13 protein-coding genes are annotated in these 19,024 nt (G+C 52.5%); 9 read left to right on the top strand and 4 right to left on the bottom strand.

The window, feature by feature from the left end; translation table 11 throughout:
* Position 1 precedes the first annotated feature (1 nt).
* Positions 2-2,038, bottom strand: a complete 2,037-nt coding sequence (locus tag ACQZ45_RS23390; protein WP_045231689.1) for a hydantoinase/oxoprolinase family protein — start codon at positions 2,036-2,038, stop codon at positions 2-4.
* A 602-nt stretch (positions 2,039-2,640) separates the two neighbouring features.
* On the opposite strand from ACQZ45_RS23390, the gene ACQZ45_RS23385 reads away from it, so the two are divergent.
* The 7 genes from ACQZ45_RS23385 (at position 2,641) to nos (ending at position 10,482) form a co-directional block, all read left to right on the top strand.
* On the top strand, positions 2,641-3,759 hold the full coding sequence (locus ACQZ45_RS23385; protein WP_045231690.1) for an NAD(P)/FAD-dependent oxidoreductase: 1,119 nt from the start codon (positions 2,641-2,643) through the stop codon (positions 3,757-3,759).
* Complete coding sequence (locus tag ACQZ45_RS23380) at positions 3,756-4,049, top strand: (2Fe-2S)-binding protein (protein ID WP_045231691.1); 294 nt, start codon at positions 3,756-3,758, stop codon at positions 4,047-4,049. Before ACQZ45_RS23385 ends, ACQZ45_RS23380 begins: the two co-directional genes overlap by 4 nt.
* The gene (locus ACQZ45_RS23375; protein ID WP_045231692.1) at positions 4,046-5,464 is read left to right on the top strand and encodes an FAD/NAD(P)-dependent oxidoreductase; all 1,419 of its coding nucleotides are present in this window, start codon (positions 4,046-4,048) and stop codon (positions 5,462-5,464) included. The genes ACQZ45_RS23380 and ACQZ45_RS23375 overlap by 4 nt, the downstream gene beginning before the upstream one ends.
* A gap of 47 nt (positions 5,465-5,511) precedes the next feature.
* Positions 5,512-6,468 carry an arginase gene (rocF, locus tag ACQZ45_RS23370; RefSeq protein WP_080803215.1) on the top strand — a complete coding sequence of 319 codons (957 nt, stop codon included), beginning with the start codon at positions 5,512-5,514 and terminating at the stop codon, positions 6,466-6,468.
* A gap of 75 nt (positions 6,469-6,543) precedes the next feature.
* Positions 6,544-7,626 carry an NAD/NADP octopine/nopaline dehydrogenase family protein gene (locus ACQZ45_RS23365; protein ID WP_045231693.1) on the top strand — a complete coding sequence of 361 codons (1,083 nt, stop codon included), beginning with the start codon at positions 6,544-6,546 and terminating at the stop codon, positions 7,624-7,626.
* A gap of 47 nt (positions 7,627-7,673) precedes the next feature.
* On the top strand, positions 7,674-8,738 hold the full coding sequence (locus ACQZ45_RS23360) for an ornithine cyclodeaminase (protein ID WP_045231694.1): 1,065 nt from the start codon (positions 7,674-7,676) through the stop codon (positions 8,736-8,738).
* A gap of 505 nt (positions 8,739-9,243) precedes the next feature.
* Positions 9,244-10,482 (top strand): D-nopaline dehydrogenase, encoded by a 1,239-nt coding sequence (gene nos / locus ACQZ45_RS23355; RefSeq protein WP_045231695.1) that lies wholly within the window; start codon positions 9,244-9,246, stop codon positions 10,480-10,482.
* Between the two features lie 424 nt (positions 10,483-10,906).
* Here the strand turns inward: nos and ACQZ45_RS23350 are convergent, their stop codons facing one another.
* On the bottom strand, positions 10,907-11,584 hold the full coding sequence (locus ACQZ45_RS23350) for a RolB family protein (RefSeq protein WP_369809636.1): 678 nt from the start codon (positions 11,582-11,584) through the stop codon (positions 10,907-10,909).
* A gap of 455 nt (positions 11,585-12,039) precedes the next feature.
* Between ACQZ45_RS23350 and ACQZ45_RS23345 the strand changes: the two genes are divergently transcribed.
* The gene (locus tag ACQZ45_RS23345; protein ID WP_045231696.1) at positions 12,040-12,672 is read left to right on the top strand and encodes a RolB family protein; all 633 of its coding nucleotides are present in this window, start codon (positions 12,040-12,042) and stop codon (positions 12,670-12,672) included.
* A gap of 499 nt (positions 12,673-13,171) precedes the next feature.
* On the opposite strand, the gene ipt is transcribed toward ACQZ45_RS23345, so the two are convergent.
* Positions 13,172-13,891 carry an adenylate dimethylallyltransferase Ipt gene (gene ipt / locus ACQZ45_RS23340; RefSeq protein WP_032489582.1) on the bottom strand — a complete coding sequence of 240 codons (720 nt, stop codon included), beginning with the start codon at positions 13,889-13,891 and terminating at the stop codon, positions 13,172-13,174.
* A gap of 702 nt (positions 13,892-14,593) precedes the next feature.
* Complete coding sequence (locus ACQZ45_RS23335; protein WP_045231697.1) at positions 14,594-16,861, bottom strand: FAD-dependent oxidoreductase; 2,268 nt, start codon at positions 16,859-16,861, stop codon at positions 14,594-14,596.
* A gap of 339 nt (positions 16,862-17,200) precedes the next feature.
* Between ACQZ45_RS23335 and iaaH the strand changes: the two genes are divergently transcribed.
* On the top strand, positions 17,201-18,604 hold the full coding sequence (iaaH, locus tag ACQZ45_RS23330) for an indoleacetamide hydrolase (RefSeq protein ID WP_045231698.1): 1,404 nt from the start codon (positions 17,201-17,203) through the stop codon (positions 18,602-18,604).
* Positions 18,605-19,024 lie beyond the last annotated feature (420 nt).

The following is a 19,024-nucleotide window of genomic DNA, read 5'->3' as shown; positions in this document are numbered from 1 at the left end:
ATCAGCTCCGGGTCATGAGAATTGCGCCAAAGGCTCCAACGCGGGCAACGAACTCTGGCGGAACGACGATCGTCGCATCACGCTGCTCGATGACGGCCGGCCCCTGGATCGCATCGTTGGGGGTGAGAGATGCGCGATCGAAGACGCGTACCTCGGGAATGAGTTTGTTGTGGAAGCGCATCGAACGAACCGTTTTGAGCGCACCGCCAGCCCCGAACGTTTCAGGTGTTGTGGGCTGAGGTATCGACATCGATCCACGCACGCGCATGCGCAGGTCGACGAATTCGACTGGCGCCGCTTTGTCGGCATGGCTGTAGATCCGTTCGTGCTCTTGGTGGAAGGCGGCATGCATTGCGGCAATGTCGTGCGCTTCGATCGCCGTATCCGGCAGCCGCACGTCAACCTGGAAGGACTGCCCGACGTAGCGCATCTCAGCCCAGCACTCGAACGTTTTCGACACGAGACGCTCCGGCGGTGCCTGCCGCGATAACCATTCGGCTCCCTGCTCGCGAAGGACCTGAAACTTCTTCGCGATGAGAGAACCATCGATATCAAGGCCGTGGACGGTTTCGAGCGCGTCATTGCTCAAATCAGAGACAAGGCCCCCGAGGGCACAGAATACGGAAGGTGTCGCCGGCACAAGAACGCGGTTCACGCCGATCTCGGCCGCAAGGAGCGGCCCCTGGATCGCGCCAGCTCCGCCGTAAACGAGCACCGTCAGATCTTCGGGATCGACGCCCTGGCGTGCGAGATAAGGCAAGACACCGGCCACCATGTTGGAGCTTGCGACGGTGACGCACATTTCCGCGGCGCTGAGCACGTCCGTCTTGAGAGTCTCCGCAATCGGCGCCATAGCGCGTTCGGCGGCATGACGATCGAGCTGCATATCGCCGCCAAGAAGGGCTTCAGGCAAATAGCCCGCAAGTAAAAAGGCATCGGTCAGCGTGGGTTCCGTGCCGCCTCGGCTGAAGCAGGCAGGGCCAGGATAGGACCCAGCACTGCGCGGGCCGATACGCAACACCCCGCCATCAATCGTGACGACCGAACCGCCGCCTGCGCCGATCGCCTCGATGCTGGTAACTGGCATGACAACCGGAAACTCACCCACCTCGGCCGAAGTCGAGGTGAGAGCTTCGCCATCGCGCACGAGCGAGATGTCAGTGCTGGTGCCACCCATGTCCATGGTGAGGATGTTGTGTTCGCGCAAGGCGCGGCCGAGATATTGCACAGCCGTCACGCCAGACGCCGGACCCGACAGAAGTGTATGGATGGGGAAGTTGCGCGCCTCACTGGCGGCCATCGCACCACCGTTCGAGCGTGTGACGAAAAGTTGCGACCCTGGCAACCGTTCAGCCACATAAGTTTCGACCGCGCCGATATACTCGTTCATCCGGCGCTTCACGAAAGCGTTGAGCACACTGACGATCGCTCTTTCGTATTCTCCGATCCGCGGCCAGATCTCGCTGGACAGGCTGACCTCGGCATCTTCGCCGACCGCTTTACGGATAGCCCGCGCGACCGCTTGTTCATGCTGCGGGTTGGCGTAGCTGTGAAGCAGCGCGACCGCATAGCCGGCAGCACCTGCGTCGGCTACACGACGGGCAAGTGCCTCGACTGCTGCCTCGTCGATCGAGGTTCGAACCAAGCCGCCGCGCAGCAGTCGTTCCTCAACCTCGAAAACCATCTCGCGATCGATCAGCGGCCTGGTTCGGGTCTCGAACAGGTTCAGAGGGTTGCGGACGCCGATCCGCTGCAGTTCGAGCAGATCCCTATATCCCTTCGTTACGAAGAACGCGATCTTCGGGCCTTTTCGCTCGATTACGGCATTCGTGCTGACCGTGGTGCCGTGCATGACGAAGGCCGCCTCGCCCGGCTCGGGCGCGAGCCGTTCCAGTAGTTTTTCAAATCCCTCGCGGAAACCGTTTTCGAAAGCGGGAGGAGTCGAAGGAACCTTCAGAGTGACGATCCTGTCCTCTCCTTCACGCCACCCGCAAAAATCTGTGAACGTCCCACCGATATCAACGCCGATTCTAAGCATCTGCCGCTCACCCTCGCTTCTTCAGTTGGTCGGCCTGCGGGGTATTTCGATCTATTCTGATCTGCATGAAACCTGTCTCCGTTCTGGAATGATCATCGCGATATTTCAGCGATGAATACGCTGCTCACTCCGCTTGGAGAATTTGCATATCCCACCGATTGATTGGCAACGGCAATCAATCGGAACGGATGAGACTCGCCTGCTTTATAGAAACTGAGGGCGACGAAGGTGACTGAGATCGCGTCCTGTCGCTCGCGACGGCCCTAGGACCATGCCGCCTTCATAACATTTGAACATCGCCGTATGCCTATTACTACCCTTGTAGCATGGACGGCAACGCCTTATCCCTAAGCTGGAAGGCAAGAATTCCAAGATAGCCAGATCTGCAATCGACCCGCTTCACATGGTGATCATCTGTTCAAGACTGATGAAACCGAAGCAAAGAAGGTCCTCAAAACTTGGCCGTCAAACGGCGACAGCTGGACACACTGTATAGCCGACCGCACGAGGATTGAAGGATGCGTCTGGCTCACTGGGGGCTAATGGCCACGGATCGAACGTTTCGCCCGGGCACGGAAGCCTTCGTATTGTGAGAAGGTTAAATGGATCACGAGTTCGAGACGGCCATTGTTGGCGGCGGCGTAGTGGGCGCCGCAATTGGATACGGGTTAGCCAAGTTGGGGCGCCGGGTGATCATCATCGATGGCGCGGACGATGCGCTGCGTGCGTCCCGAACAAATTTCGGCCTGATCTGGGTTCAAGGCAAGGGCGACGAATATCCTGAATATCATCGCATCACGCGGCAAAGCGCTGAGCTGTGGCCAGGTTTTGCCTCCGAGTTGAAAGAGCTGACCGGTGTCGACGTAGAGTACCGCCGCAACGGTGGTTTGCTCTTTTGTGTGTCGGAAGCTCAGGCGGAAGAAGAAAAAGCCATCGGCGAAAAGATGGCTGCCATTCATCCTGACTATCGTTTCGAGATGCTGGAGCGCTCGCGCCTTGAGCGCATGCTTCCCGACATCCGTCTCGGGCCGAAGGTGTGTTCAGCGTCGTTCAGTCATATGGACGGTGACGTCAATCCTCTCCTGGTCCTTCGCGCTTTGCTGGAGGGATTTGTGCGCCTCGGTGGAACCTTGGTGACGGGCGAACACGTCGACAGCATCGCGCCCACGCTTGGTGGCTTCCGACTGGCAACGGATGGCCTCACGATAGAAGCGGAGCGGGTGATTATTGCAGCGGGAAATGACTCCATGGCTTTTGCCAAGAGCCTGGACCTTCCACTTCTGCTCGTTCCGGAAAAGGGGCAGCTTCTCATCACGGAACGGGTCGCCCCGGTATTTCCTTACGCCGCCAGCGGTATTCGTCAGACTATGACGGGCACGTTTCAGCTCGGCGTTACGAATGAACGTGTGGGCCGGTCTACCGATGTGACAGCTGGCGGCGCACGTCATATCGCCAATCGCGCGATCAGTGTGATGCCTGACGTCGGCGCGTTGCGTGTCATAAGGCAATGGGCGGGACTCCGCGTGCTGACCCCGGATGGGGTGCCGGTCTACGATCGGTCGCGGCGATACCCCGGCATCCATGTCGTCGCATGCCATTCCGGCGTCACCCTTGCCGCTCTGCATGCGGGTCCTTTTGCCGATTGGTTGGCAGCCGATGGAAGGGAGCCATCCTACGACGCTTTCCGCGGCAGCAGATTCAAGATGGGGATCGCGGCGTGACGAGTGAAGTTCTCTTTCCCTCCGGCCCAAGCGTGGAAATCACCATCGACGGTCGAACTGTGACCGCTCGTGATGGGGAGCCTCTGGCCGCCGTCTTTCTGCGTCTGGACGACATCCATACGCGGACCTCCTTTCCTTCCGCCCAGCCCAGGGCGCCCTACTGCATGATGGGCGTCTGTTTCGAATGTATCGTGTACATCGAAGACATCGGCACGATCCGAAGCTGTCAGCAAACGGTTCAAGCCGGCATGAGGGTCGAACGCCATGACCATCCGAAGAGGCTGAAATGAACCCGAATTCGAGCGCCGACCTGTTAATCGTCGGAGCTGGCCCCGCTGGCATGGCCGCCGCGAGGCGAGCTGTGCGCGGCGGCCTATCCGTCGTCTTGCTGGATTCGCAATCACAGCCCGGAGGTCAGATCTGGCGTAATGCCGGCAGCAACGCGACGAGCCCGGTCATAAACGTTCTGGGGGCGGAATATCGACGCGGCATCCGGCAAATCGAAGCATTCCTGGCCAGCGGCGCCGACTACATTCCGGAGGCTCAGGTAAGCAGGCTCAGCCAGGGTTGGACGGTGGAATATGTAAAGGGTGGAGAAATTCGTTCTGTCATGGGACGGCATCTCTTGCTCGCTATGGGCGCACAGGAACGCCCGGTTCCGTTCACCGGCTGGACGCTACCCGGCATCATGACGGTCGGCGCCGCACAGATTCTCCTTAAGACGGCGGGCCAACTGCCACGGGGGCCAGTTGCCGTGGTCGGGAGCGGACCTCTTCCCCTACTATACATGCAGCAGATGCGGCTCGCCGGGACAAAGCCCGTCGCTTATCTCGATACGACCCCTCGGGGTCTCATCAGCCGTTCGCTGCGCGGTTTTCGCGGGGCGCTAAAGGAGCCCGGCCAAATCCTGAAAGGGATTGCCTGGTTACCGCAGTTCAGTGGCGTTCGGCACGTACGCAACGTGGTCAAAATCAGCGCCGAAGGAAGCGGACGACTGGAAACTGTACGGTTCGAAACTTCAAACGGCAGGTCCGACCGATTGGAGGTCAAATCCCTTCTTGTACACGAGGGGCTGGTGCCAAGCCATCAGTTGGCCGTGTCGGTCGGCGCGCAACTGATGTGGGATGTCGGCCAGTCAGCGTTCCGGCTTGAGCGCGACGAGTGGATGAACGCAGGTCCGGACGGACTGTACATAGCCGGGGACGGTGCTCGGATCGGCGGCGCCGTCAATGCCGAGATCGAAGGAGAGATCGCCGCGACCGGTATCCTTCTTCGTGACGGCGCCCTGACGGCCGCTCAGGCGAATACCGAGACAAAACCGCTGAGAGCACAGCATGGCCGGCAAAAGTCGTTCCGGCGATTTCTGGATGGGGCCTACCCGCCGAATATTGCGCGGACCCAGCCGGACGACGAAACGATCGTCTGCCGGTGCGAGGAGTTGAGCGCGGGCGTGTTGAGGGAAGCTGCTGTCCGTGGCGCTTGCCGAGGCCCTAACCAGCTGAAGAGTTTTACACGCGCGGGCATGGGTCCCTGTCAGGGAAGGCAGTGCGGCTACCCGGTGCACGAACTGGTGAAGTCCGTCGCCGGTCTGACCGCTGGCGAGGTCGGCCTGTTCAATCCGCGGCCTCCCTTCGTTCCCTTAACGGTATCGATGCTTGCAGCTCAGCAGGCCGAGGAAGTCGTTTCAGCGTCGATACATGAGTGATCGTTCTGACATCGCCACAGCGTGGTGACCAGATTTGCAGTCAAGAAATGAACGCCTCACGGCGTCGCAAGGAGAATGAGTTGAAGACGTGCCAAATCCCGGGAGCCCCCGTTCAAAGCGGCGCATCCCAACCCGGATGCCTGATGGGGCCTGATGCGTTTCGGACTGCCGGCTTGTCGCGAGCTTTGACGGAACTGGGCTGGGCCGTCACTGATCTCGGAGATGCGACGCCGACGGCGGAGCCCGAAATCAGTCACACCAATTCCGCGGTGAAGAACCTCGATGCTCTGGTGGGATGGACGCGCAGTCTCTCCAAAAAGGCGCTGGAGATGGCCCGCAGCTGCGATCTTCCGGTTTTTCTCGGCGGCGATCACTCAATGTCTGCCGGTACCGTTTCCGGGGAGGCCGAACGAGCGGCCGAACTCGGCAGGGAGCAATTCGTCCTCTGGCTGGACGCGCACCCAGACCTGCATACCCTACACACGACTGCAAGCGGCAATCTTCATGGCACGCCGGTCGCCTACTATACGGGCCAGCCTGGCTTCGAAGGACTACCGCCGCTGGCCGCGCGTGTGGATCCCCGCAACGTATCCATGATGGGAATTCGCTCGGTCGACCCGGAAGAAAGGCGCCGGGTTGCCGAGATCGGTATCGAAGTCTCCGACACGCGGGTTCTGGACGAGCAAGGGGTCATACGCCCGCTGGGCGTCTTTCTTGACCGCGTGAGCAAGGCCAAGGGCAGATTGCACGTCAGCCTCGACGTCGACTTCCTCGATCCCGGGATTGCGCCGGCGGTGGGCACCACGGTTCCGGGCGGGGCGACTTTCCGAGAGGCACACCTCATCATGGAGATGCTCCATGACAGCGGTCTCGTCACCTCGCTCGACCTTGCGGAGCTCAATCCGTTTCTGGACGAGCGAGGGCGCACGGCCCGACTGATGACCGATCTTGCCGCGAGCCTGTTCGGCCGGCGCGTGTTCGACAGGGTGACAACAGCATTTTGACCACCGGGTGTGGCCCGGTGCGATCGAGGTTTGCCTCTCGCATTGAGACAACCCTTCGAAACCAGGAGGAAGAAGATGAAGGTTGGAATCGCCGGAGCAGGATCGATCGGCATTGGGTATGCGGCGTTCCTCTTGCAGAATGGACATGAGCCATTGATCTGGTCGCGTTCACGCGAAAGAACTGCTGCTTTCTCTGCCGGCGCACCGGTGAAGATCACGGGTGCGATCATCACGGAGTTCCACCCGCATATCTGCACGAACGCCCAGGAATTGGCCGAAGCCGATGTGATCGTGCTGGCGCTGCCCGCCTATGGTCACCGCTTTGTTCTCGACGCTCTTCTGCCGCACCTCAGCGCACGTCATTCGGTGATCATCAGCGCCCATCTTTCCTTTGCGGCGCTCTACCTCGCCAAAGGGTTGGCCGAGCGTGGAATCGAGATCCCAATCACGGCATGGAGCACAACTGTGCTGACATGCAAGCTGCGGGAGGCGGATACGTTCAACATCGGCGCCATCCGGGCAAAGGTCGATATGGCGACCGTGCCGGCACGTTTCGCAGGACGGGCGCACGAAACCTGTGTCGCTCTGTTCGGTGATCGCTTCGACGTGAAGGACGATATCCTCACGATCGCATTGAGCAATCTCAATCCCCAGGACCATATGGGCATCGCGCTGTGCAATCTGTCACGTATCGAGCGAGCTGAGGAATGGGGTCAGAACACCAACGTCACGCCTGCCGTCGGCCGCTTCCTTGAGGCGCTCGATCTGGAGAGGCTGGCAATCGCTTCCGCCTTCGGCAAGACGGTCCGATCCACCTTCGATCACTTCCGATTGTCGTTCGACATATCCGGCCAATCCGTTTCGGAAATATCGTCGATCCTGGTCGAGCGCGGAAGCGACCCGGCAGGCCCAAAGAGCGTTGATACTCGCTACGTGCTCGAGGACGTTCCCTTCGGTCTGATCCCGACCCTGCATCTGGCAAAAGCAGCCGGCCTGTCTGCACCCTTGCATGAAAGCGGCGTGCAGATCTTAAGCGCCTGCTACGGACGCGACTTCTCCGAAGAAAACGACCTGCTTCCAGACCTCGGCCCGCTCGATCTGCCCACGCTCAGGAAACGGGTAATCGCCGGGTACGCGATCACGGACGAACCCGTGTGATCCGGGCTCGTCCGACAGTCTATCAAACCAATGAAGGGGGCCAAAAGATGCCCGCAATTGCCAACCTCAACATCGTTCCGTTCATCAGTGTTGAGAACATGATGGACCTGGTGGTCAGCACCGGGGTCGAGAACTTCCTTGTTCAACTGGCCGGCTACATTGAAGAAGATTTCCGGCGCTGGGAAAGCTTCGACAAGATTCCACGCATCGCCTCGCATTCGCGGGACGGCGTGATTGAACTCATGCCGACGAGCGACGGCACCCTCTACGGCTTTAAATACGTCAACGGCCACCCGAAAAACACGAAGTCGGGACGCCAGACGGTGACCGCGTTCGGCGTGCTCTCCGATGTCGATAGCGGCTATCCGCTGCTGCTGTCGGAAATGACAATCCTGACGGCCTTGCGAACGGCCGCAACCTCCGCGATCGCGGCAAAATATCTGGCGCGTAAAGATGCGCGCACGATGGCGCTGATCGGCAACGGTGCCCAGAGCGAGTTCCAGGCGCTCGCCTTCAAGGCGCTGCTCCATATCGATCGGATACGGCTTTACGATATCGACCCGGAGGCAACAGCTCGCTGCAGCCGCAATCTCCAGCGGTTCGGGTTTCAGATCGAGGCGTGCACCTCTGCGGAACAGGCGGTCGAAGGTGCCGATATCATTACGACAGCGACGGCCGACAAGCACAACGCCACGATCCTGAGCGACAATATGATCGGGCCCGGCGTCCACATCAACGGCGTCGGCGGCGACTGCCCAGGCAAGACCGAGATGCACCGCGATATCTTGCTGCGTTCGGATATTTTCGTGGAGTTTCCGCCACAGACCCGGATTGAAGGCGAGATCCAGCAACTCGCGCCAGATCATCCTGTGACGGAACTTTGGCGCGTAATGACTGGCCAGGACGTCGGCCGAAAGAGCGACAAGCAAATCACGCTTTTCGACAGCGTCGGATTTGCGATCGAGGATTTTTCGGCGCTGCGCTACGTCCGCGACCGCGTTGAGGGATCAAGCCACAGCAGCCCACTCGACCTAATAGCCGATCCGGACGAGCCTCGAGATCTCTTTGGAATGTTGCTGCGTCGTCAGGCTTTCCGAACTTTGGGAAGTTGAAGAGATGCCAATAGCGCGTGGACCGTCGAGCATCTAGAACGGGCTCTATGGGGCTTGCACATACAAACGAACGATCGAATGAGTCTTTCACGCTCTTACAAACATACAAATATTCTAATAAATGCTCTTTTCTCTTAGGTTTACCCGCCAATATATCCTGTCAAACACTGGATATTTACAATTGATTACGGAAAATGACAAACCGATCAGGAGCGCAAAATTTAAGGCAGCCACGCTATTGACCGGGGCGATGACGTTGGACAAGCCGTTTTAATTTTGGGATGGATTGAACTTTAAAGTTGAAGGAGCCACTCAGCCGCCGGCTGCTAGAGTTTTAATGAGCTAAGCACGTACGTCAGAAACCACTGTTGGGCGTACAAAAGTCGCCTCAGGTCACTGTCAGCCAGCAAGAGTTTCTTGCCACAACGCAACTGACGTTTGACATAAATTCCTTTCGGAACTCAATCAGATATCTCATATTCTCTCTCAACCAAAATATTCGATAATGGCTCTCGCTTCATCCTCAACTTCTCTACCTGTCCCAGCCGCAGGTCATCATCCGCTTCCCTTGACTGTAGGTGTCCTCGGTTCTGGTCACGCTGGGACTGCATTAGCGGCTTGGTTCGCCTCTCGGCACGTTTCCACGGCTCTGTGGGCACCAGCGGATCATCCAGGATCGATCTCAGCAATCAAAGCCAACGAAGGAGTCGTCACCACCGAGGGAGTGATCAACGGTTCATTTACGGTCTCAGCCTCTGATGATCTGCTCGCAGTTATTCGCTCCAGCCATCTACTGATTATTGTCACCCGTGCGGACGTTCACGACAGCTTCGTCAGTGAACTAGCCAACTTCAACGGTGAACTCGCAGAAAAGGATATTCTCGTCGTCTGCGGCCATGGGTTTTCCATGAAGTACGAGAGGCAGCTGCAATGCAAGCGAATACTCGAGACGGATAATTCGCCCACAACGTCTAAGCTATCGGATAAAAAAAAATGTAAGGTCAACATCAAGGAAATGAAAGCTTCTTTCGGACTGTCGTGTTTCCCAATTCATCGAAATGATGTTGGCGTCATCGATTTACCCGAAGATATCAAGATCATCTTCGCCCAGCTATTTACGGCTAGGATCATCCCCATCCCACCATTGCAGGTGCTGTTCTTTTCCAACTATATCACTCATGCGATTGCCGCTGTTATGAACATCGGAAGATTGCGCGACCCTGTCAATTCCCTTACCAAAAGAGCTGAGCAGTGGCTTCTTGAACTAGACGAGCGAACCCCACGAGCCGAGACGGACTTTTTCTTTTATGGTGAAGGATCCAACACTTACGTTTGCAATGTTCAAGAGCAGGTAGACCAAGAGCGCCGGAAGGTTGCCAAAGCGTGTGGGTTGCATCTCAATTCTCTCTTGCAGGAATGCAATGATGAATATGGCACTAATTATGCGACCCTAAGGGAATATTGCCTCGCACCATCACCTCATAACGTGCATTATGCATGCCCTGACAACATGGAACATCGTTATTTTTCTGAGGAATTATGCTCATTGGAGGATATCGCGGCAATTGCAACTATTACCAAAATCGAGATGCCCCTCACCCGCGCGTTCATCAATATTATTCATGCGGGAAAGGCAAACTTTCCGCCAACTGACAAAACATCCAGCGTGATTGGTAACTTCAGGTCAGGAGACTTGATCCGCTTTGGTGCCACCATACTTGTTAAGGATGAGATGATGAAGTAAAGAAGACGTGCGCCACGCAGTTCGTTCCAACCTCTTGTAATAAAGTTCATAAGTCCGCACCCCTATCACCGTATTGCGATGCATCTAATATAATTTCTGTTGAATTATCATATTTATGTAAAATGTAACGCGTATTTTTCTTATCAAGTGTGTTTTTTGTGCTTTCGACTTTGTTATTTTTATGTTTTCTATATTAATCTAGCAACAAAATAAAGGATGTTAATTTCGTATAAAATCAAATTTTTCCTAGAGGAAATCCCCTCACACAGACATTCTTAACTACTAATTATCACAATCCGGAATTACTTTATATTACAATACAAAAACCCCATGATATAATATAACGTTAAAAACACACTCAAGATTCAGTTAACATTAATATTTGAAAAGCAATACACATCCACAATCAACACTCTGCGCTAATCTAACACCGGAAACAACTACCGTAGGACCACTTAGAAAGCCTCTCAACGCTGACAATCTTCGCATCTGGTACGAGCTTAGGCGACGGCGGAAAGGCCTCACCAAACGCGACAACTTCGCATCTAAACCGTGAACTTGGGATTGGGGCAAGAAACTTGCGCTGATGCATGCCATGGATTTCGAGAAGTGAATAGTTCGTCTTGAAAAACGATACATTCGGCAGGAAAGCGAAAAACGCCTCCACATCCTTCAGGGAAAGCCGAGAGCCAGGTGAGATCTGGTTGTGCCATTTCCATATCGTCTGGGATGTCACTCCGTCGGTGTAAGGCGATTCAGTACAGGCGACAAATCTGGAAGCCGTAGTGCACAAAAATTTTCCGCACTCCACAAACCGATGAATTTCGTCGGAACTACCGTAGACGTACCACAAATCAGTGCCGGGAAGCACTGAATACAAGGTGTCAAAAGAAGGACCCCGCAGACACGGCGCTTCAGAAAAATGCGCTAACCTCCCGTCGGCTGCGCAAACCTTAGTTTTTAGAATTGATTCCTCCAACACTTTCTGAGCACTAGCTAATGTACTATTGATAAACCCTACATATGCGTCCCTAGATTCCCTAAGACGGAAATCTCCCAACGATGAATCAGATACAAATTTGACGTATCTCGGTCGGAACATTGGACGATTGTATTCCATTTCCAACTTGTAATTGAGAAGTAGAAACTTGCCTCAGACGGAACAGATATCTTCTCTGAAATCTGAAATTTGCACCAAGCGCTCTTTAAAAAAGACAAAAATTCGTGCCGACGGTGGCCCACCGAAGAAAAAGTTGGGGCGTAAATGTCAAAAAGCAGTTCGGCGCAGAATTGCCACATTCTGCGATCTAATTACCCAATCCACGACTTTTGGGACAAAAAAGACAAAAAATATGACACATTTAGCGAAAAATGCTCCTGATTGGAGAAATATTTCCACATGCGGCGACTGTTGCGCGCTGATTGCCTGACGAGGCTACCAAGTGCACTCACGAAAATGCTATCGAGTCGGCCACAATCGCTTGCCCATTCACTATAAGAACACGAACCATCACTCCATTTCTGTCACAGCCCCTCGGCAAATCGGCAATATACGAAATGACGGTTCCTACTTGGCAGGTTCGCGATCTTAGACGCATCCTACGAGTTAGTGAGTTGAGGCAACACTTGCGCCAGGCTCGTACCGATTTCAGATCCACCCTGTCACAATTCGTATACTTTAACCGCTCCGTTGTTAACCCAAATGCGTACGATGACGAGTATCTCCTTTCAGACCAGAGGCTCACCTATGTTTACGTCGATGAAGTAACAGCGCAATTGTGTGGTCTCAATCGCCTATTACCGTCCAACTCTCCGGCCTTCGGGACAGTAGCTACCGCAATGCCCCCATGGCTATTGGATCCACAAGAAATGAACGCAATCTTGCAACAGAGTTGCGGTCAAGGAGGCTTCGTTAATTACCACCACGGTCCGAGTACAAACAGCTTTTTTTTGGCGATCCTGATGAGCCAGTTGTTCATACGGATCAGGACTGATGTAATCCGCGGTCAAGGTTATGGTTGGTACGCCAGGCTAGGTAATTATGTTGAGGAAGGAGAGGATAACGAAGGTATCGAAAACGAGGAAGAGGAAGAGGAAGAGGAAGAGGAAGAGGAAACGAGAGAGTTCCAATTATCCGATCTCATTCATTATCCCATTGTCGCATTGGGATCGTGCCATCTCACACGTTAGGTGTCGCGGTTACCAGAAAACTTGATCTATCAACGCGTGCTTTGAATCTTGTTATTTTTCATGTTTCTAATATCATCCAGTACCGAAATAAAATTCGTCATTTTCGTCTCTCGCAATGCAATTAATATGGTCTAAATACAGCAATTGTGGCCCAAACACATATTATTATTACTATTATTAGTCGTGCGTAATTTTATTTATGAAACGTCTCGTTTCAAAACTATGAAAATACAATACAAAATGAAACACGCCCATGAAAAATAAAACATCTACAAATACCAATCGAACATTCCATAATATACTTAATCGTATTTTATTATGCAAAGATAGATCTATCTTTGGCATTGCGTAGCGGCGATGCTGCAGGCGAGCATAGCTGAGATACTCCTGGGCTATACCTTCCACCAACTCGTCCTGCGATTTTTGTCTTCATCGGATAGGGCTGTTCGTCGTTGCCAATCGCAAACATAGCGAATCCCCAGGGCGCCAGGAGATCCTATTACATTCCGAACGGATGACCCTCGAATCCTTCGAAAGCGACTGCGTTAATTGAAGGGAATTCCTGTTCCTGTCGGCGCGCATGGATGAGATACTCCTGAGCGATCCCATGAGCCAACTTATCCTCCATGTCTGCGCCAAGCTGCAATAGCATATCGGGTGTGATCTGGTTTTGGCTAGCAAACAACATGGCGTATCGATACCCATCAATCCCTTCCAGTATGGGCCTCAGCTGAGGCTGATTCCAAAGATGAACCAACTCTTCGATGATAGAAAGGCCTGCAGCGGGGTGCAACATCTGCTTAACTCTGGCCTTGGCCGCTTTCATGAAGGTCTCCTCGTCTGCTAACTTGTGGCGAATAATACGCCAACGAAAATCGTTGCTCCAATAACTGCTCTGCACCATGCACTTGAGCAACGAGATAGATCCTCCCTCAAGAATAAGCCCACCGTGAGCCTCATTATTATAAACCTCCGCGATCAGCCTCTCGTGAGCTTGCTTGGCTGAGATGATACCCTTCACAAGAGGCTGTTCATCAAGGTATAGACGGGTCGTGCCCTTCAGTTCTTCCACTGTTGGTCGTCCGCTTCCGGTTGACAGTTGAGGACAGCATTGGACCCGGTCGAGAGAAAGGACTGGCTGCCCGGTTTGCTGGGCAAGAGCTATCGCGGTCGATGTCTTTCCTGTACAAGTTGGACCGAAAATTAGACGGAGATCCATAAGTGTTTTGCGATATCTTGAATACAAATTGATATTTTTTGGGTTCGAGAAGTGTATCATCACAGGCTGTTATATTGTCTTCCTCGAGATTCCTTATTGAAGAGCAAATGGCTTTAGCGTCTCTCCAAAGGGCAACTTGTTTTTCAACAAAGTGTGGGGCACGGCTGTTTCCTTGAAAGCAATTTGTCACCAACGAAGGCGCCTTTAAGTCAAAATAAGGCTGACTAAATCAGCACTATAGAGGCAGCTATTCATGCCACTTGAGGACGTTTTTCCGCGCTTTACTGCCACTTGTCTGCGCTGATTATCATCATTGCTGGCGAGAGAGTGAAATCGTTTGTAATAGTTGATTAGGTGAGACGTCAAAATAAGGGCGACTATTTCATATTTGACTTAAATATGTCCATATTGTTAGGCACATGTGATAGCAATTCCTTAACAACGGTGTCTATTATTTACTTCTTGCAGTCGTTGTCATTGTGACAAAATCAAAGATATTCTACCGTTGGAATAATATTACCATTCAATAAACGCGACAGTTGATATTTTAACTATACCTCAACATATTACTGCGCACCTCAACATAATGGAGGTTAATAGAATTACAGAAATTTTATTTACACCATCATATTCGTTGTTAAACATCAATATTCATTAATAGCAATTTATAAAACGTGCAATACTTGTAACAGGATACGCAGATTAATTTCTATTGCGGTAGTTATATCTCCTCCAAGAGTGTTCGAGAGGATTGTCCTTTGCTAAAACACCTCCACAATTGTGGATAATTGCACAGACGGCATTACACGCGGTCTGAATAGCGCCCTCCACCCATCCACCGGTAAAGGAACAACTGCAACCCGCCAAGTAAACTCCAGTATCATTAGTCATGTCCAGCGCTTGAAAGAAAAGTTCTTCAGAATAAAAATCCTCGCCACGCCGGTTGAGTTTGAAAGCTCCGCCGGCATTCTCGTCTGTAAGCCAATCATGTTGAACAACATTTTGGTCGTAATCAGCGCAAGCGGGAACTAAATGCCGGGCAAACGCCGGGAACGATTTCGAAATTGCGTCCCGTAGCAGACATAATCGCTCTTTTTTGTCGGGGATCGCCAATAGCTTGTGGGAGTCGTCCTCCCATGTATAACTGATGAGCACCACACCTTTACCGTTCGGATCCTGCGGCTCATAGTCCAGACAATACACTGCTTTTGCGACCCCGTCCATGAGGACACAGGACGGGAGCATATGGTCAAACCAAAATTTACGTTCAGTCAGCAGGAACAATTTTGAAGAGCCCGTCATGTGGCTGTTATCAACGGCTTGGTTCACTGGTGCACGAAAAATGGTGGTATCGGATGTCAGACGATGCCTGAGTTGGATATTTGCGAGTCCAGATGTAACCACCACCTTATCATAAAGTTCAGATATCCCGCTCTTAAGCCTTATCTTTATTTTTGTCTTTTCCTTCTCAACCGCCCTGACTTGAACATGGCGTATACGCTGGCTTACAGACACGCCATTAACCACTTGAGAGGCGATCCGACGTGGAAGTTCTGAGATTCCTTCAGAGCACATCCGCTGATTTTCTTCATATCCGTTTATGACCAAGCGAAGGATCTCAATAAACCCGCTTTCAAAAACTGGACCAAACCCGCCAGATCCTATTCCCATTAGCTTGAATAGGTCCCAATCATGAGGGAAACTCCATGTTTCACCACCGGGAGGATGCGTGCCCAGAAAGATCCTCTCTATCGCTGAAGAGAACGACTCCCTCCCGAAACGGTTCAGCCAAATTTGCCAGGCGTCATGAGCCCGCCTAATGTCCCCTAATTTCAAGGCCTCAGTGATAGCATCAGGCGAAGCCAACACAATATCTCCCTCAAGGAAACCGTCCTTCAAGAACGCATGCCACCCGCTATAAACGCGATGGAACAACTTCGGTGGCTGCTGCCCGGCTTTCCACATGTATCGGCAACCCTCGTAGACCAAGTCAGTGTCGACTGTGCCGGGATTTGGGAACGGCCTCATCGAAGACAGACCGTACCGCTCGAGGAAGAAAAACAAGCACGATGCAGCAGGAGGAAATCGCATCGCCCCCATTTCGGCCACGACGCTCGGAGCGTCCTTGAAAGCATGTGACCAAAGCTTGCCTCCAACCCGATCACCTGCTTCATATATTGTAACATCGTCTACGCCAGCATGAAGCAGTTCGCTTGCCACCACGAGCCCGGAAATGCCAGCCCCAATGACCGCTACTTTTGGCCTGGGAACATCTTCTGGAAAGAAGCCGATCCGCCCACTATCTGAACATTTGTCGAGAAACAATCTGTAGTCGTAGAGCAAGTCGATCGTTGGAAAGGACCCTGCCGAAGCCTTCAGCATCAGGTTTCGACCATAAGCTACCATGTCAAATGGTACTGCCTCTTCAATGATTACGGTAAACCCGGTAACGCTTTTCAACGAGCCTTCTTCGTACGGCGCCATTTGCAGGGTTCGGGAGCGGGCAGTCTCAGAGATTGAAATGGCCACGAAATGACTAAGGTCGCTGGGTGCACATCTTTTACCACTCAGCAAATTCATGGTTTGGAGAAGTTGAGCTCTGGAGATATCCATGCAAGATGGTGCAAGGTCGATGGCAACGAGACCACTCACTCTTGTTCGCACCGAAGCTTCTGGTTCGAGTATCCACCTCAGAATTTCCTCGCCAACATAGATGTAAGCGGAGAGGACTGCGACCCTCTGACCGGCTGAGATCTCCGGAAAGCGACCGTCGGCCAGCCTTTTGCAAGCTAACCCAGCGCGGCACTCGCCGGAAATTTGAGTAATTCTTCTTTCCCTCGAAGCTTCTCGTTCTGAGAAGGCTGCGGCAACGCGGCGGTCCAATTCATCAGGCTTGTCGACCATTATCAGATCCACAATTTTGGTAGAGAAATGATCGCATTGTTTATCAAAAAGAGATGAGGCTGACATTGCTAGGGAAGATTGGTCTTTGTGTAGATAACTAAAGACATCAACCGTTTCTATTTAAGTTGAAAATCGGGGAACATACTGTGCATTGACATCCCAATGGAAAGCGACAATTTTGGCGTTTTTCAATAGAATATTCACGCGGGTCCAACTCGCCGCTCAATCAGGTTGAATATTGATTGATACAATACTGTTTCCGTTTGAAAAAGTGCCCTTAATACCTCCAATAATTCGGATCATACGCCGTGATTGGGAAATTCCCTCCAATAATCGCGCAATTTGGGCCCAAGCGCGGTATATTTATTTGATCTGAAATGGGCTTAAAATCCCCAATCCAGAAAGATGGTGCCCATTACCTCGTTAGCACAAACCCTAGAACGCCTAAGACGGAAAGACTACTCATGCTTAGAACTAGTAGAAACTCTAATCGCGCGTTGTGAAGCTGCAAAAGCATTGAATGCCCTTCTGGCTACAGACTGGGATGGCTTGCGGCGAAGCGCCAAAAAAATTGATCGCCATGGAAACGCCGGAGTAGGTCTTTGCGGCATTCCACTCTGTTTTAAGGCGAACATCGCGACCGGCATATTTCCTACCAGCGCTGCTACGCCGGCACTGATAAACCACTTGCCAAAGATACCATCCCGCGTCGCAGAAAGACTTTTTTCAGCTGGAGCCCTGCCGGGTGCTTCGGGAAACATGCATGAGTTATCGTTTGGAATTACGAGCAACAACTATGCCACCGGGGCGGTGCGGAACCCGTGGAATCCAGGTCTGATACCAGGAGGCTCAAGCGGTGGTGTGGCTGCTGCGGTGGCAAGCCGATTGATGTTGGGCGGCATAGGCACCGATACCGGTGCATCTGTTCGCCTACCCGCAGCCCTGTGTGGCGTAGTAGGATTTCGACCGACACTTGGTCGATATCCGGGAGATCGGATAATACCGGTTAGTCCGACCCGAGACACCGCCGGAATCATAGCGCAGTGCGTAGCCGATGTTGTAATTCTCGACCAGGTGATATCCCGAAGGCCGGCGAGAATTCCGCCCGTGCCACTGAAGGGGCTTCGGATCGGCCTCCCCACTACCTACTTTTACGGTGACCTTGATGCTGATGTGGCCTTGGCAGCTGAAACGACGATTCGCTTGCTAGCCAACAGAGGCGTAACCTTCGTTGAAGCCAATATTCCCCACCTGGAGGATCTGAACAACGGGGCCAGCTTGCCAATTGCACTTTATGAATTTCCACACGCTCTAAAACAGTATCTCGACGAGTTTGTGGGAACAGTTTCTTTTTCTGACGTTATCAAAGAAATTCGTAGTCCCGATGTAGCGGACATTGTCAACGCACAAATTGAGGGACATCAAATTTCCAACGCTGAATATGAACTGGCGCGTCACTCCTTCAGGCCAAGGCTCCAAGCCGCTTATCGCAACTACTTCAGACTCTATCGGTTAGATGCAATTCTCTTCCCAACTGCACCCTTGGCGGCCAAAGCCATAGGTCAGGATTCCTCAGTCATCCACAATGGCTCAATGGTGAACACTTTCAAGATCTACGTGCGAAACGTGGATCCAAGCAGCAACGCAGGCCTACCTGGGTTGAGCCTTCCTGTTGGCCTTACACCTGATCGCTTGCCTGTTGGAATGGAAATTGATGGATTAGCGGGTTCAGACCACCGTCTGTTAGCAATCGGGGCAGCATTAGAAAAAGCCATAAATTTTCGTTCTTTCTCAGATGTGCCGAACTAGCTGTTTACCACGCCAATTATTGTCTAATAAATCTGCGCTTCATTTATAATTATTCTTGAAATTCATAGAATACTCAGCGCGTCTGTGTCGCCACCAAGATCGAAACATCTGCTTGATATAATAAAAATCGATATATAAAATTTTTAGTTAATCCTTCTCACAGCTTAGAATAAGCATTATATTATAATTCAGTGGTAAATTAGATTCTAAAGCAAAATTAAATTAGCAATTTACATAGGCTGCACCTTTAATTTGCTTTGATTGATAGAACGGCTCAAAAGTTATACTGCGACTCGAGACCAAAATATTAATCAGATACATCTATGGTAAATAATTTATTATTCATAAAGCACACAACGATACGACATCGGTAATTAAAGTACATATTGGAAATACACTGATTATCTGCATGCAGGCTAC

Source organism: Agrobacterium sp. 16-2014-1-2a (assembly GCF_053522705.1).
Note: the sequence above shows the minus strand (reverse complement) of the source record. Positions and strands in the feature narration are given on the sequence as shown.

Coding starts and splice junctions, on each gene's coding strand:
- rocF (WP_080803215.1), top strand. CDS start 5,512: ATGAACGCCTCACGGCGTCGCAAGGAGAATGAGTTGAAGACGTGCCAA.
- ACQZ45_RS23335 (WP_045231697.1), bottom strand. CDS start 16,861: ATGTCAGCCTCATCTCTTTTTGATAAACAATGCGATCATTTCTCTACC.
- iaaH (WP_045231698.1), top strand. CDS start 17,201: ATGGTGCCCATTACCTCGTTAGCACAAACCCTAGAACGCCTAAGACGG.
- ACQZ45_RS23350 (WP_369809636.1), bottom strand. CDS start 11,584: ATGTTCCGACCGAGATACGTCAAATTTGTATCTGATTCATCGTTGGGA.
- ACQZ45_RS23375 (WP_045231692.1), top strand. CDS start 4,046: ATGAACCCGAATTCGAGCGCCGACCTGTTAATCGTCGGAGCTGGCCCC.
- ipt (WP_032489582.1), bottom strand. CDS start 13,891: ATGGATCTCCGTCTAATTTTCGGTCCAACTTGTACAGGAAAGACATCG.
- nos (WP_045231695.1), top strand. CDS start 9,244: ATGGCTCTCGCTTCATCCTCAACTTCTCTACCTGTCCCAGCCGCAGGT.
- ACQZ45_RS23365 (WP_045231693.1), top strand. CDS start 6,544: ATGAAGGTTGGAATCGCCGGAGCAGGATCGATCGGCATTGGGTATGCG.
- ACQZ45_RS23360 (WP_045231694.1), top strand. CDS start 7,674: ATGCCCGCAATTGCCAACCTCAACATCGTTCCGTTCATCAGTGTTGAG.
- ACQZ45_RS23390 (WP_045231689.1), bottom strand. CDS start 2,038: ATGCTTAGAATCGGCGTTGATATCGGTGGGACGTTCACAGATTTTTGC.
- ACQZ45_RS23345 (WP_045231696.1), top strand. CDS start 12,040: ATGACGGTTCCTACTTGGCAGGTTCGCGATCTTAGACGCATCCTACGA.
- ACQZ45_RS23385 (WP_045231690.1), top strand. CDS start 2,641: ATGGATCACGAGTTCGAGACGGCCATTGTTGGCGGCGGCGTAGTGGGC.